The following is a 12,816-nucleotide window of genomic DNA, read 5'->3' as shown; positions in this document are numbered from 1 at the left end:
GCTACCAGCCACCCGGCGGAGCCTCGAGGTGGACGACCTTGGTCGCGGTCATCTCGTCCAGCAGCTCGGGGCCGTAGCCGAAGCCCTGCCCGCTGCCCCGGCGGGGATGGGCGGCCCCGCCCGGTGCTCCCCCGAAGACCGCGTTGATCTTGACGGTACCGGCCTCGAGCTGCTGCCAGGCCCAGTGCGCGTTGCTCATCGAGCCGGTCAGCACCGTGGCCGCCAGCCCGTAGGGCGTCCGCGCGGCCCGCCGCAGCGCCTCGTCGAAGGAGCCCACCGTCACGACGGGCGCGATCGGCCCGAACGTCTCGGTCTCCACCACCCGCATCTCGTCCGTGCAGTCGGCCAGCACCGTCGGCGGGTACCACGCGCCCGGCCCGTCCGGCGCCACGCCCCCGGCCAGCAGCGTCGCCCCGCGGTCGAGCGCGTCGACCACCTGCCCGTGCACGGCGGCCCGGTGGCGCAGATCGACCAGCGGCCCGATCTCGAACGCGGCCGCCTCCTTGACCAGCGCCAGCAGGAAGTCCTCGGCCAGGGCCGCGTGCACGTAGATCCGCTCGACGGCGACGCAGATCTGCCCGGCGTTCGCGAAGGCGCCGAGCGCGGCCTGCGCCGCGGCCCAGGCCGGGTCCACGTCCTCGTCGACGATGAGCGGGTCGCTGCCGCCGTTCTCCAGCAGCGCCTTCGCGCCGGTGCGGGCGGCCGCGGCGGCGATCCACCGGCCGGCGGCCGTCGAGCCGACGTGCGCGACCACGTCGACGGCCGACTCGGCGAGCGCCGCGCCGGTCGGGGCCGCCCCGGCGAGCATCGACAGCACGCCCGGCGGCAGGTGCGGGGCGAGCAGCTTCGTGAGCAGCCAGCCGGTCGCCGGGGCCCGCTCGCTGGGCTTGTAGACGACCGCGTTGCCGGTGACGAGGGCCGCGCCCAGCAGCCCGCAGGCGACCGCCACCGGGTCGTTCCAGGGCGTGATCGCGGCCACCACCCCGCGCGGCTCGGGCACCATGAGATCCAGCGCGCCCGGGTCGCCGCCGAGCGTGCGGCCGCCGCTCAGCGGGCCGAGCTCGGCGTACTGCCGCAGCGTCCCGGCCCCCGCCGCGATCGACGCGGCCGCCTCCGCCTCCGGCCTGCCCATCTCGGCCGACATGGTGCGGGCCAGCACGCCGGTCGCGTGCTCCACCGCGCTCGCCGCGGCCCGCAGCGCCTCGGCGCGGGCGTCCGGCGCGGTCGCCGCCCAGTCCGGCTGGGCCGCCCGGGCCGCCGCCACCGCCGCGGCGACCTCGTGCGCGGTGGCGGCCGGCGCGCTGGTCACCGGCGTGCCGTCGTGCGGGTCGATCACGGTCGACCGGTCCGAGCCGGCCGTCCACGCCCCGGCGATCAGGTGCTCAACGGTGTGCATAGGCCAGCGACCTTCCCCGCCCCGGTGCGCTCAAACGGTTCTCTTCGGAGAAGTGTTTTGGTTGATCCCGCGGCGGCGGGGGTAGGCGGGCCGGGCATGAGGGTCCTCGGCATCAACGCGATCTTCCACGACCCGGCGGCCGCGCTCGTCATCGATGGGCGCACGGTCGCCGCCGCCGAGGAGGAGCGCTTCAGCCGTCGCAAGCACGGCAAGCGGCCGGTACCGTTCTCGGCCTGGGAACTCCCGGAGCTCGCCGCCGCCTGGTGCCTGCGCGAGGCCGGGCTGCGCCCGGAGGACCTCGACGCGGTCGCGTACTCCTTCGATCCCGCCCTGTGCGGCGACCTCGGCAGCCTCGGCGTCCACGACCCGTGGGACGCGATGCGGGTCGACTACGCCCGCCGTGCGCCCTGGTTCCTGGCCGAGGCGCTGCCGGGGCTGGACCCGCAGCAGGTGCGGTTCGTCCCGCACCACGTCGCCCACGCCGCCTCCGCGGGCCTGTGCGCGGGCGGCGACGGGGCGGTCCTGGTGCTCGACGGGCGCGGCGAGACCGCCAGCCACCTCGCCGGCGTCTACCGGGACCGGGAGCTGACCACGCTCGCGGGCCAGCGCCTGCCGCACTCGCTCGGCCTGCTCTACGAGGATCTGACCAGGCACCTGGGCTTCCAGCACTCCAGCGACGAGTACAAGGTGATGGCCCTCGCCTCCTACGGCCGCCCGCGGTTCCTGCCGGAGCTGCGGGAGCTGGTGTACCCGACCGGGGACGGCGGCTTCGCGGTCGAGCCCGTCGACTGGGCGGCCCTGGCCAAGGCCCGCGCGGCCGACGGCGAGCTCACCGACGGCCACGCCGACCTGGCCGCGTCGGTGCAGGCGCGGCTTGAGGAGGTGCTGCTGGCCCTGGCGCAGTGGATCTTCGACGTCGCCGGGCGCCCCGCGACCCTCACCATGGCCGGCGGGGTGGCGCTCAACTGCGTGGCCAACGCCCGCATCGCCGCCGAGGGACCGTTCGAGCGCGTCTGGGTGCAGCCGGCGGCCGGGGACGCGGGCACCGCGCTCGGCGCCGCCCTGCACCTGTCCTCAGCGGCCGAGTGCCCGATCGCGCCGATGCGCGGCGCCGACCTCGGCCGCGGCTGGAGCGAGGCCGCGCTGGAGGACGAGCTGCGGCGGGCCGCGCTGCCCTACACCCGGCCGCCCGACATCGCCGCCGAGGCCGCCGCGGTCCTCGCCGGCGGCGGGATCGTCGCCTGGTACCAGGGGCGCGGCGAGTACGGGCCGCGGGCGCTCGGGCACCGCTCGCTGCTGGCCCACCCGGGCGAGAGCGCGATGACCGCCCGGCTCAACGACGTCAAGGGCCGCGAGCAGTTCCGGCCGATCGCGCCGATGGTGCGGGCCGAGCGGTTCGGCGAGGTCTTCGACGGCGTCTACCCGAGCCCGTACATGCTGTTCGTGCACCGCGTCCGTCCCGAGTGGACGGACCGGATCCCGGCCGTCGTGCACGTCGACGGGACCGCGCGGGTGCAGACGGTACACCCGGATGACGAGCCCCTCGTGGCCCGCCTGCTGGCGGAGTTCGAGGCGCGCACCGGCCTGCCCGTCGTGGTCAACACGTCGCTGAACACCGCCGGCCGGCCGATGGTGGACACGCCGCGCGAGGCGATGGAGCTGTTCGGCTCCGCGCCCGTCGACCTGCTCGCGCTCGGCCCGTTCGCGGTGCACCGGGCGGCGGCGTTCGGGGCGGGCCGGTGAACGTCAGCATCGTCGTGCCGACGCTGGGGCGCGGGAGCCTGCGCACGCTGCTCGACGCGCTCGGCCCGCTGCCGGACGGCGCGGAGCTGATCGTCGTCGAGGACCGGGAGCGCCGCGGCCCGGCCACCGCCCGCAACGCCGGCTGGCGGCGGGCGAGCGGCGACTGGGTCGTGTTCCTGGACGACGACGTGGTGCCGGAGCCGCAGTGGTACCGCCACCTCCAGGCCGACCTCGACGTCGACCGCACCGTCGGCGGGGTCCAGGGCCAGGTCCGGGTGCCGCGGCCGGCCGGGCGCCGCCCGACCGACTGGGAGCGGGTCACCATCGGGCTCGAGCACGGCGCCTGGCTGACGGCCGACATGGCGTACCGCCGCTCCGTGCTCGAGGCGACCGGCGGCTTCGACGAGCGCTTCCCGCGCGCCTTCCGCGAGGACGCCGAACTGGCCCACCGCGTGCGGCGGGCGGGCTGGCGGCTGCGGCCGGGCCGGCGCACCGTGACCCATCCCGTGCGGCCCGAGAGCCGCTGGGTGAGCCTGCGCAGCCAGCGCGGCAACGCCGACGACGCCCTGCTGCGCCGGTTGTACGGCCCGCACTGGCGCCGGTGGCTCGGCATCCCGCCCGGCCGCCGGCCCCGCCACGCGCTCGTCACCGCCGCGGCCCTCGGCGCGCTCGGCGCCCTCGCCCTGCCGGGCCGGTGGCGGTGGCTGTCCGCCGCGCTCGGCCTGGCCTGGGCCGGCGGCACCGCCGAGTTCGCGGCCACCCGCATCGCGCCCGGCCCGCGCACCCCGGCCGAGGTGGCCACCATGGCGCTGACGAGCGTCCTCATCCCGCCGCTCGCGATCGGGCACTGGCTCGCGGGCCGCTGGCGCTGGCGGGCCGCCGCATGAACCTCTTCGACGCCGTGCTCTTCGACCGGGACGGGACCCTGATCGAGGACGTGCCGTACATCAACGACCCCACCCTGGTCCGCCCGCTGCCCGGCGCCCGGGCCGCCCTCGACCGGCTGCGCGCCACCGGGCTGCGCCTCGGCGTGGTCACCAACCAGTCCGGCGTGGCCCGCGGGCTGGTCAGCACCGAGCAGCTGGCCCTGGTCAACGCCCGCATCGAGCAGCTGCTCGGGCCGTTCGACACCTGGCAGGTCTGCCCGCACGACGACGGCGACCGGTGCCCGTGCCGCAAGCCGCGGCCGGGCCTCATCCGCGCGGCCGCGCGGGCGCTGCGCACCACGCCCGAGCGGTGCGTGCTCATCGGCGACATCGGCCGCGACATGGAGGCCGCGCTCGCCGCCGGGTCCGCGGCCGTCCTCGTGCCCACGGCGGTGACGCTGCGGCGGGAGATCGCCGCGGCGCCGCTCGTCGCCGGAGACCTGCGCGCCGCGGCCGAGCTCGTGCTGGACCGCGACGAGCTGTTCCCGTCCGGCCGGCGCCGCCCGCACAACGCCGGGACCGTCGTCGTGGTCCGCCCCGACTCGGCCGGCGACGTGCTCCTGACCGGCCCGGCGATCCGCGCGGTCGCGGCCGGGGCGGCCCGGGTGGTACTGCTGTGCGGGCCGCGCGGGCGGGCCGCGGCCGAGCTGCTGCCGGGCGTCGACGAGCTCGTCGAGTGGCGGCTGCCCTGGATCGACCCCGAGCCCGACCCCGTGGACCCCGACGCCATGGACGCGCTCGTCGACCGCCTCGCCGCCGCGCGGGCCGACGAGGCGGTGGTGTTCACCTCCTACCACCAGTCGCCGCTGCCGACCGCGCTGCTGCTTCGGGTGGCCGGGGTCGGGCGGGTCAGCGCGATCAGCGACGACTACCCCGGCTCCCTGCTCGACGTGCGCCACCGCGTGCCGCCCGGCATCCCCGAGGCCGAGCGGGCGCTGTCGCTCGCGGCCGCGGCCGGGTTCCCGCTGCCGCCCGGCGACGACGCCCGCCTGCGCATCGCACCCCCCGCGGCCGGCACGACCACCCCGCTCAGCCCGGACGTCCCGTACGTCGTCGTGCACCCGGGCACGTCCGCTCCCGCCCGCGCCTGCCCCGCCGAGGTGCACCGCCGGATCGTCAAGGCCCTGGCCGCGGCCGGGTGGCAAGTGCTCGTCACCGGCTCGCACGCGGAGAAGGCGCTCACGGCCGAGGTCGCCGGCGACTTCGGCGTCGATCTCGGCGGCGCCACCGATCTGGCCGGGCTGGCCGGGCTGCTCGCCGGGGCCGGCTGCCTCGTCGTGGGCAACACCGGCCCGGCGCACCTGGCCGCGGCGGTCGGCACGCCGGTCGTCAGCCTCTACGCGCCGACCGTCCCCTTCGGACAGTGGGCGCCGTTCCGGGTGCCCGTCGTCCGCCTCGGCGACGCCGCGGCCGCCTGCCGCGACACGCGCGCCAAGGTGTGCCCGATCGGCGGCCACCCGTGCCTGTCGAGCGTGGACCCGGCCGCCGTCGTCGCCGCCGCCGAGCTGCTGTGGGCCGGGAGGCGCGGATGAACATCCTCCTGTGGCACGTGCACGGGTCGTGGACGACGGCGTTCGTGCGGGGCAAGCATCGGTACCTCGTGCCGGTGACCGAGGACCGCGGCCCCTGGGGGCGTGGCCGGGCCCGCACGTTCGACTGGCCGGACACCGTCGAGGAGGTCCCGCTCGACGGGCTGTCCGAGGCGGACGCCGACCTGGCCGTGCTCCAGCGGCCCGAGGAGCTGCGGCTTGTCCCGCCGGGGCTGCCCAAGGTGTACCTCGAGCACAACACCCCCCAGGGTGACGTTCCCCGCACCCGGCATCCGCTGGCCGACCGGGCCGACCTCGTCATCGTCCACGTCACCCACTTCAACGCGCTGTTCTGGGACTGCGGCGGCACCCGCACCACCGTCATCGAGCACGGCGTCGTCGAGCCCGCCGCCCGCTACTCCGGGGAGCTGGAGCGGCTCGCCGTGGTCACCAACGAGCCCGTGCGCCGCGGCCGGGTGACCGGCACCGACCTGTTCTCGCGCTTCGCCGCGGCCGCGCCCCTGGACGTCTTCGGCATGGGCGTCACGGGCCTGGCCGGCGAGCGGATCGCGGTCCACGACGACCCGCCCCAGGCCGCCATGCACACCGAGCTCGCCCGCCGCCGCGCATACCTGCACCTGTGCCGCTGGACCTCGCTCGGGCTCAGCCTCATCGAGGCGATGACGATCGGCGTGCCGGTCGTGGCCCTGGCCACCACGGAGGCCGTCGAGGCGGTGCCGCCCGGCGCCGGGGTGCTGTCCACGAACGTCGACGCGCTCGTCGACGCGGCGCTCTGGCTCATCGAGTCGCCCGGGGAGGCCCGTCGCCTCGGGGCCGCCGGGCGGGCCGCGGCCCTGCGCCGGTACGGCCTCGACCGCTTCCTGTCCGACTGGGACCGTCTGCTGGAGGACGAACTGTGCGTATCGCGATGATCTCCGAGCACGCCAGCCCGCTCGCCGCGCCCGGCACCGAGGACGCTGGCGGGCAGAACACCCACGTCGCCGGCCTCGCCGCGGCCCTGGCCGCGCTCGGGCACGACATCCGCGTCTACACCCGCCGCGACGCCGCCGACCGGCCGCCGATGGTGGTGACGGGCGATGGGGCCGGTAATGGGGTCGGCGTCGTGCACGTGCCGGCCGGACCCGCTCGGGCGCTGCCCAAGGACGCGCTGCTGCCGTACATGGGCGAGTTCGGCCGCTGGCTGGGCGCGCAGTGGGACGGCGGCCCGTGGGTGCCCGACGTGGTCCACGCGCACTTCTGGATGAGCGGGCTGGCCGCGGTGACCGCCGCCGGGCCCCGGGACATCCCGGTGGTGCAGACGTTCCACGCCCTCGGCGTCGTCAAGCGCCGCAACCAGGGCGCCGCGGACACCAGCCCGCCGCAGCGGATCGGCTTCGAGCGGCACCTCGGGCGGATCGCCGACCGGGTCGTGGCCCAGTGCCGCAACGAGGCCCGCGAGCTGACCCGCATGGGCGTGCCCCGGTCCCGGATCGCGCTCGTGCCGTCCGGGGTCGACCTGGACGTGTTCGCCCCCGAGGGCCCGGTCGCCCCGCGCACGGCCCGGCCCCGCATCCTCTCGGTGGGCCGGCTTGTCGAGCGCAAGGGCTTCGCGGACCTGATCCGGGCCATGCCCTACTGTCCCGGCGCCGAGTGCGTCATCGCGGGCGGCCCGGACCCGGCCGAGACCGAGCGGCTGCGGGACGTCGCCGAGCGGTGCGGGGTCGCCGCGCGGGTCCGCTTCGCCGGGCAGGTTCCCGTCGCCGGGATGCCGGCCTGGTACCGCTCCGCCGACGTGGTCGCCACGGTGCCCTGGTACGAGCCGTTCGGCCTCACCCCGCTCGAGGCGATGGCGTGCGGCCGCCCGGTCGTGGCCAGCGCGGTCGGCGGGCTGCTGGACACCGTCGTCGACGGCATCACCGGCGACCTGGTGCGCTCCCGCGACCCGCGCGCCCTCGGCCACACCCTGCGCCGGCTGGTCGACGACGACATGCGCCGCTACGCGTACAGCGCGGCCGCCCTCGACCGGGCCCGGCAGCGCTACTCGTGGCCGCGCGCGGCCGGGCGGCTCGAGTCGGTGTACCGCGCGGTGGCCGGCCGGAGCGTCGCGGCGGTGGCCCGATGAGGGCGCTCGACGCGCACCTGACCGCCCTGGCCGCCGCGATCGGCCCGTTCCGCCACGCGGCCGTACGGCTGGAGGCCTGGGGCGTGCGGCTCGCCGAGATCCTGGGCGACGGGGGCCGGCTCCTGGTCTGCGGCAACGGCGGCAGCGCGGCCGAGGCGCAGCACCTCGCGGCCGAGCTGACCGGCCGCCTGCGCGACGAGCGCACCCCGCTGTCCGCGATCGCGCTGTGCGCCGACTCGTCCGCGGTCACGGCGATCGGCAACGACTACGGGTACGAGGAGGTCTTCGCCCGCCAGGTCCGCGCCCACGGCCGCGAGGGCGACGTGCTGCTGGCCCTGTCGACCAGCGGCCGCAGCGTGAACGTGCTGGCCGCGGCCGCCGCGGCCCGTGAGTGCCGGATGCACACGTGGGCGCTGACCGGGCCCGGCCCGAACCCGCTCGCCCTGGTCTGCGACGAGGCCGTCTGCTGCGCCGGCGACGGGCAGGTGGTGCAGGAGCTGCACCTCGTCGCCGCCCACGTCCTCTGCGAGCACGTCGACGCCCACGTGGCCCGGCGCCGGCTGGTGGTCTCGTGAGCACGCGGCTGGTCGTCGTCGGCGACACGCTGCTGGACCGGGACGTCGACGGCTCCGTCCGCCGCGTCTCCCCCGACGCCCCGGCCCTGGTCCTCGACGAGGAGTCCACTGTGGACCGGCCGGGCGGAGCGGGCCTCGCCGCGCTGCTCGCGGCCGGCGACGGGCTGGACGTCACGCTGGTGACCGCGCTCGCCCACGACGCGGGCGGCCTGCGCCTGGCCGAGCTGCTCACCGCGGCCGCGGTGCGGCTGCACGCGGTCACGCTGCCCGGCGCGACCCCCGAGAAGATCCGGCTGCGGGCCCGCGGCCAGGTGCTGCTGCGCCTCGACCGCGGCGTCGATCCGGCGATCCCGCCCGAGCCCGAACCCGGCGACCTGCTCGACGTCGCCGACGTCGTGCTCGTCAGCGACTACGGCCGGGGCCTGACCGGGCGGCCGGGGCTGCGGGCGGCCCTGACGCAGACCCGCACGCCGGTCGTGTGGGACCCGCATCCGCGCGGCACCGCCCCGGTCCCCGGGACGCGCCTGGCCACGCCGAACGAGGCGGAGGCCCGCGCGTTCAGCGGGGACGCGGGCGGCGGGGGCCGGGTCGCCGCCGCCACCCGGGCCGGGCAGGAGCTGCGCCGCCGCTGGCGCACCGGGGCGGTCGCGGTCACCACCGGGTCGAGCGGGGCGGTGCTGTGCCACACCGGGCCGACCCCGCTCGTGGTCCCGGCGCCCCGGGTGTTCGAGGGGGACACCTGTGGCGCCGGCGACCGGTTCGCCACGGCGGCCGCGGCCGCGCTCGCGTCCGGGGCGCTGCCCTCGGAGGCGGTCGAGGCCGCGGTGGCCGCCGCGACGGGCTACGTCGGCCGGGTGCCGGCCGGGTCGCGCGAGCGGGAGAGCGTCGAGCGGGAGACCGTCGCGCGGGTCCGGGCCCGGGGCGGGACGATCGTGGCGACCGGCGGCTGCTTCGACCTGCTGCACGCCGGGCACATCGCGACCCTGGAGGCGGCCCGGGCCCTGGGCGACTGCCTCGTCGTGTGCCTCAACTCCGACGCGTCGGTCGCCGGCCTCAAGGGCCCCGAGCGGCCCGTCGTCGCCCAGGCCGACCGCGCCCGCCTGCTGCTCGCGCTCGCCTGCGTCGACGCCGTCGTCGTCTTCGACGAGCCGACCCCGGAGGCGACTCTCGCCTGGCTGCGGCCCGACATCTGGGTCAAGGGCGGCGACTACGCCGACGGCGGCCCGGAGCTGCCCGAGGCCGAGCTCGTCAAGCGGTGGGGCGGGCAGACGGTCATCGTGCCGTATCTCGAGGGCCACTCCACCACCAAGCTGATCGGGGGAAGACCATGAGCCGCTCCGTTCTCGTCACCGGCGGCGCCAGCGGCCTCGGGGCCGCCGTCGTGCGGGCCGCCCTGGAGGCCGGGCACCGCGCCTACGTCATCGATCGCCAGGACCCCGGCGGGGTGCCCTGGATCGAGTGCGACCTCGCCGACACCCGGGCCGCCGAGGCCGCCACCCGCAAGGCGATCGCCGGCCTCGGCGGGCTCGACGCGGTCGTCACCGCCGCCGGGACCGACGTGCCCGGCCGGCTCGCCGACGTGCCCGCCGAGACCTGGGAGCGGGTCGTCGCCGTCGACCTGCTCGCCCCGGCCGCCGTCATCCGGGCCGCGCTGCCAGCGCTCACCGAGTCCCACGGGCACGTCGTCACCGTCGCGTCCACGCTCGGCGTCAAGGCCGTCAGCGACGCGACCGCCTACTGCGCGGCCAAGTTCGGGGTCGTCGGGTTCACCCGGGCCCTGGCCGCCGAGCTCGCCGGGCAGGTCGGGGTCACGCTGGTCGTGCCCGGGGGCATGCGCACACGGTTCTTCGACGACCGCGCGGAGCAGTACAAGCCCGGCCCCGACGCGGTCCTCAACGACCCGGCGCACGTGGCCGCCGCGATCCTGTTCGCGCTCGGCCAGCCTCGCGGCTGCGCCGTGCGCGAGCTCGTCGTCTGCGCCGAGACGGAGACGTCGTACCCGTGATCCTCGTGCTGCGGGCCCTGGGCGTCGGCGACCTCGCCACCGGGGTGCCGGCGCTGCGGGGGCTGCGCCGCGCGTTCCCGGGCGAGCGGCTGGTGCTCGCGGCCCCGCCGTGGCTCGCCCCGCTGGCCGGGCTCACCGGCGCCGTCGACGAGGTGCTGCCCTGCGACGGGCTCGACGACGAGCTGCCGCGGCTGCGCCCGGCCGTGGCCGTCAACCTGCACGGCCGCGGGCCGCAGTCGCACGCCCTGCTGCGGGCCACCGATCCCGGGCGCCTGCTGGCCTTCGGCAACGGGCCGCGGTGGCGCCCCGACGAGCACGAGGTCGCGCGCTGGTGCCGGATGCTGCGGTGGTACGGCGTGCCGTGCGACGAGGCCGACCTGAGCCTGACCCGGCCCGCCTCCCCGCGACCGGGCGTCACGATCGTGCACCCGGGCGCCAAGTCCGGCCTGCGGCGCTGGCCGCCGGATCGCTTCGCCGCGCTCGCCCGCGCGCTGGCCGGGGCCGGGCACGACGTCGTCGTCACCGGCTCGCCACCGGAGGAGCCGCTGGCCCGGCGGGTCGCCGGGGAGGCGGGGCTGCCCGCGACCGCCGTGCTGGCGGGCGCGACGCGGCTGCGGGACCTGGCCGGGCTCGTCGGCCACGCGCGGCTGCTGGTCAGCGGCGACACCGGGATCGCACACCTCGCCACGGCCTACGGCACGCCGTCGGTCGTGCTCTTCGGGCCGGTACCGCCGCACCTGTGGGGCCCGCCGCCGGACCGTCCGCAGCACGTGGCCGTCTGGCGGGGCCGCGCCGCCGAGCCGGGCGACACCGCGAGCGAGGTCCCCCACCCGGCGCTGCTGGCCGTCACGGTCGGCGAGGTGCTGGCCGCGGCCCATAGGATTCGCGAGTGGAGACCTTCACAGCCGTCGACGGCACCGTCCTGGCCTGCCACCGCACCGGCGACGGGCGGCCCCTGATCTGCGTGCCCGGCGGGCCCATGCAGGCGTCGGCCTACCTCGGTGACCTCGGCGGGCTGGGCGCCCGGCGGCCGCTGCTCACCCTCGACCTGCGCGGCACCGGGGACTCGGCGGTGCCGGACGACCCGGGGACGTACCGCTGCGACCGGCAGGTCGACGACCTCGAGGCGCTGCGCGAGCACCTCGGGCTCGACACGATCGACCTGCTCGCGCACTCCGCGGGGGCGACGGTCGCGGTGCTGTACGCCGGCCGCCACCCCGGACGCGTCGGCCGGCTCGCCCTGATCACCCCGAGCCCGCGGCCGGTCGGCATCGAGGTCACCGACGAGGACCGGCGGGCCGTCGCCGAGCTGCGCCGGGGCGAGCCCTGGTTCGCCGGGGCGTTCGCGGCGCTGGAGCGGATCTGGGCCGGGACGGCCGCCGGGGACGACTGGGCCGCGATCACCCCGTTCGTGTACGGCCATTGGGACGACGAGGCCCGCGCGCACGCCGAGCGCGGCGAGCGGCTCACCAACCGGCAGGCCGCCGCCGCGTACTACGGCGCGGGCGCGTTCGACCCGGCCGGTGTCCGGGCCGCGCTCGGGCGCCTCGCGGCGCCGGTGCTCATCGTCGCCGGCGAGCGGGACATCCAGCTGGCGCCTCGCCACGCGGAGCGCTACGCCGCGCTGTTCCCGGCCGCGGAGCTCGTCATCGCGCCGGGCGCCGGTCACTTTCCGTGGCTGGACGATCCCTCATGGTTCGCCGACCGGCTCGCGGCCTGGGTGTGACGCACGCGGCTCGCAACACTCGGCGACACACGGAGATCCGGGGCTGAAGCGTCGCCCGCCTTCTGGCAAACTGCCCGAATGCAACCACCGGCGAATGGCTGGACCGTCGGACCTCTGCCACCCTCCGTGTACTGGCGCCGCCGTGCCATGGTGGTCGTCGCCGTCGTGGGCGTGCTGCTCATCGTGTGGATCTTGGTGCGGGGCGGGGGCGACTCCAAGCCGTCGGCGGTGAGCAGCGGCGCCGCCTCGGCCCGGCCCGGCCCGCTCGGTTCCAGCGCGGCCGGCGGCGGCCCCGCGACCGAGCCGTCGGCGCCCCAGATCGTGCCGGCCAGTCCGGACACCGGGGCGGACACCAGCGCGCCGCCCGCGACCGAGCGCAGCGCGCCCCCGGCGAACGTCGCCCCCTGCACCGACGAGCAGATCGCCGTCACGGTGACGGCGAGCCCGTCCCCCGGCCCCGTCGGCGGCACGTTCACGTTCGGCATCAACATCGCGAGCAGGGCCGCCGACTGGTGCTCGCGCGACCTGGGCCCGGGCGCGCAGGAGATCCGCGTCATGCAGAACGGCACCCTGCTGTTCTCCTCGGACGACTGCGACACCAAGACGACCAGCGACGTGCGGGCCTTCGCGGCCGGCGACGCGGTGCGGTACCGCTTCGTGTGGAGCAGCTACCGCACGACCCCGCACACGTGCGCGCCGGCCCAGAGCCCGGCCCCGGCCGGCACCTATCAGGTCGTCGCGCGCGTGGGCTCCAAGGTCAGCCCCGCGACCGACTTCACCATCAACCGCTGACG

Annotated in this window: 12 protein-coding genes; 11 read left to right on the top strand and 1 reads right to left on the bottom strand. The window is 77.4% G+C overall.

Annotation, left to right across the window (positions count from 1 at the left end):
- Position 1: 1 nt before the first annotated feature.
- Entirely contained in the window at positions 2-1,396 is a 1,395-nt protein-coding gene (locus AC6JBM_RS13375; protein ID WP_497983923.1) for an aldehyde dehydrogenase family protein, read from the bottom strand.
- A 96-nt stretch (positions 1,397-1,492) separates the two neighbouring features.
- Here AC6JBM_RS13375 and AC6JBM_RS13370 point away from each other — a divergent pair, with 96 nt between their 5' ends.
- The 11 genes from AC6JBM_RS13370 to AC6JBM_RS13320 all read left to right on the top strand — a co-directional run bounded on the left by AC6JBM_RS13370 (position 1,493) and on the right by AC6JBM_RS13320 (position 12,814).
- The gene (locus AC6JBM_RS13370) at positions 1,493-3,139 is read left to right on the top strand and encodes a carbamoyltransferase family protein (protein ID WP_497983922.1); all 1,647 of its coding nucleotides are present in this window, start codon (positions 1,493-1,495) and stop codon (positions 3,137-3,139) included.
- A complete protein-coding gene (locus tag AC6JBM_RS13365; RefSeq protein WP_497983921.1) occupies positions 3,136-4,026 on the top strand; it encodes a glycosyltransferase family 2 protein in 891 nt (296 codons plus the stop codon). The genes AC6JBM_RS13370 and AC6JBM_RS13365 overlap by 4 nt, the downstream gene beginning before the upstream one ends.
- Entirely contained in the window at positions 4,023-5,597 is a 1,575-nt protein-coding gene (locus AC6JBM_RS13360) for an HAD-IIIA family hydrolase (RefSeq protein WP_497983920.1), read from the top strand. The genes AC6JBM_RS13365 and AC6JBM_RS13360 overlap by 4 nt, the downstream gene beginning before the upstream one ends.
- On the top strand, positions 5,594-6,526 hold the full coding sequence (locus AC6JBM_RS13355; protein ID WP_497983919.1) for a glycosyltransferase: 933 nt from the start codon (positions 5,594-5,596) through the stop codon (positions 6,524-6,526). Before AC6JBM_RS13360 ends, AC6JBM_RS13355 begins: the two co-directional genes overlap by 4 nt.
- Positions 6,511-7,716, top strand: a complete 1,206-nt coding sequence (locus AC6JBM_RS13350) for a glycosyltransferase (RefSeq protein ID WP_497983918.1) — start codon at positions 6,511-6,513, stop codon at positions 7,714-7,716. The genes AC6JBM_RS13355 and AC6JBM_RS13350 overlap by 16 nt, the downstream gene beginning before the upstream one ends.
- Complete coding sequence (locus AC6JBM_RS13345; RefSeq protein ID WP_497983917.1) at positions 7,713-8,291, top strand: D-sedoheptulose-7-phosphate isomerase; 579 nt, start codon at positions 7,713-7,715, stop codon at positions 8,289-8,291. The genes AC6JBM_RS13350 and AC6JBM_RS13345 overlap by 4 nt, the downstream gene beginning before the upstream one ends.
- Positions 8,288-9,622: a PfkB family carbohydrate kinase gene (locus AC6JBM_RS13340; protein ID WP_497983916.1), complete on the top strand. Its 1,335-nt coding sequence runs from the start codon at positions 8,288-8,290 to the stop codon at positions 9,620-9,622. The genes AC6JBM_RS13345 and AC6JBM_RS13340 overlap by 4 nt, the downstream gene beginning before the upstream one ends.
- A complete protein-coding gene (locus tag AC6JBM_RS13335; RefSeq protein WP_497983915.1) occupies positions 9,619-10,296 on the top strand; it encodes an SDR family oxidoreductase in 678 nt (225 codons plus the stop codon). The genes AC6JBM_RS13340 and AC6JBM_RS13335 overlap by 4 nt, the downstream gene beginning before the upstream one ends.
- Positions 10,293-11,255, top strand: a complete 963-nt coding sequence (locus AC6JBM_RS13330; RefSeq protein ID WP_497983914.1) for a glycosyltransferase family 9 protein — start codon at positions 10,293-10,295, stop codon at positions 11,253-11,255. The genes AC6JBM_RS13335 and AC6JBM_RS13330 overlap by 4 nt, the downstream gene beginning before the upstream one ends.
- Positions 11,186-12,022, top strand: a complete 837-nt coding sequence (locus tag AC6JBM_RS13325) for an alpha/beta fold hydrolase (RefSeq protein WP_497983913.1) — start codon at positions 11,186-11,188, stop codon at positions 12,020-12,022. The genes AC6JBM_RS13330 and AC6JBM_RS13325 overlap by 70 nt, the downstream gene beginning before the upstream one ends.
- A 78-nt stretch (positions 12,023-12,100) precedes the next feature.
- Complete coding sequence (locus tag AC6JBM_RS13320) at positions 12,101-12,814, top strand: hypothetical protein (protein ID WP_497983912.1); 714 nt, start codon at positions 12,101-12,103, stop codon at positions 12,812-12,814.
- Positions 12,815-12,816 lie beyond the last annotated feature (2 nt).

The sequence above is a fragment of the Dactylosporangium thailandense genome, assembly GCF_059739745.1.
The sequence above is the reverse complement of the archived record's forward strand: the minus strand, read 5'-3'. Positions and strand labels throughout refer to the sequence as shown.

Excerpts from the sequence above, each read along its gene's own strand:
- AC6JBM_RS13360 (WP_497983920.1), top strand. The coding sequence starts at position 4,023 with ATGAACCTCTTCGACGCCGTGCTCTTCGACCGGGACGGGACCCTGATC.
- AC6JBM_RS13345 (WP_497983917.1), top strand. The coding sequence starts at position 7,713 with ATGAGGGCGCTCGACGCGCACCTGACCGCCCTGGCCGCCGCGATCGGC.
- AC6JBM_RS13320 (WP_497983912.1), top strand. The coding sequence starts at position 12,101 with ATGCAACCACCGGCGAATGGCTGGACCGTCGGACCTCTGCCACCCTCC.
- AC6JBM_RS13375 (WP_497983923.1), bottom strand. The coding sequence starts at position 1,396 with ATGCACACCGTTGAGCACCTGATCGCCGGGGCGTGGACGGCCGGCTCG.
- AC6JBM_RS13335 (WP_497983915.1), top strand. The coding sequence starts at position 9,619 with ATGAGCCGCTCCGTTCTCGTCACCGGCGGCGCCAGCGGCCTCGGGGCC.
- AC6JBM_RS13355 (WP_497983919.1), top strand. The coding sequence starts at position 5,594 with ATGAACATCCTCCTGTGGCACGTGCACGGGTCGTGGACGACGGCGTTC.
- AC6JBM_RS13370 (WP_497983922.1), top strand. The coding sequence starts at position 1,493 with ATGAGGGTCCTCGGCATCAACGCGATCTTCCACGACCCGGCGGCCGCG.